The sequence below is a fragment of the Roseateles sp. P5_B10 genome (assembly GCF_056400485.1).
Genome location: NZ_JBFULE010001526.1, coordinates 1 through 647 on the forward strand (window position 1 = coordinate 1; position 647 = coordinate 647).

At 64.6% G+C, this 647-nt stretch carries 1 protein-coding gene; it reads left to right on the forward strand.

Annotated elements, in window-relative coordinates; genetic code table 11:
* Positions 1-13: 13 nt before the first annotated feature.
* A partial coding sequence (locus AC1DU6_RS34395; RefSeq protein WP_477862952.1) for a ferredoxin reductase domain-containing protein occupies positions 14-647 on the forward strand: 634 nt, incomplete at its 3' end.

Sequence of the window (647 nt, forward strand, 5' to 3'; positions counted from 1 at the left end):
CAACGATCCCGCCTTGGTCGACGCCGTCGCGCGCCGCTTCGGCTTCCTGCCGGACGATCAGATCAGACTGCAGGTCGCGACGGGCCGCCGCGCGCAATTGCCTGTCGGCGATGTCGTCTCTGTCGGCCGATTGCTGACAGAGTTCGTCGAGCTGCAGCAGGTCGCCACCCGCAAGCAGATCCAGATCATGGCGGAGAACACCCGCTGCCCGATGACCAAACCGAAACTGCTCTCTTACGTCGGCGACGATCCCGCAGCGAGCGAGCGCTATCGCAGCGAGATTCTGGCCAAACGCAAATCGGTATTCGATCTGCTCGACGAGCACCCGGCCTGCGAATTGCCGTTCCATGCCTATCTGGAAATGCTGTCGCTCTTGGCGCCGCGCTATTACTCGATTTCGTCGTCGCCGCAAGGCGAGACGTCACGCTGCAGCGTCACCACGGCGGTGGTCCAGGGCCCCGCGCATTCCGGCCGTGGCATCTATAAGGGCGTCTGCTCCAACTATCTCAGTGGCCGCCGTGCCGGCGACACCGTGCATGCGATCGTACGCGAGACCAAGGCAGGCTTCCGCCTGCCCGCCGATCCCCTTGTGCCGCTCATCATGATCGGACCGGGAACAGGCCTCGCGCCGTTCCGCGGCTTCCTGC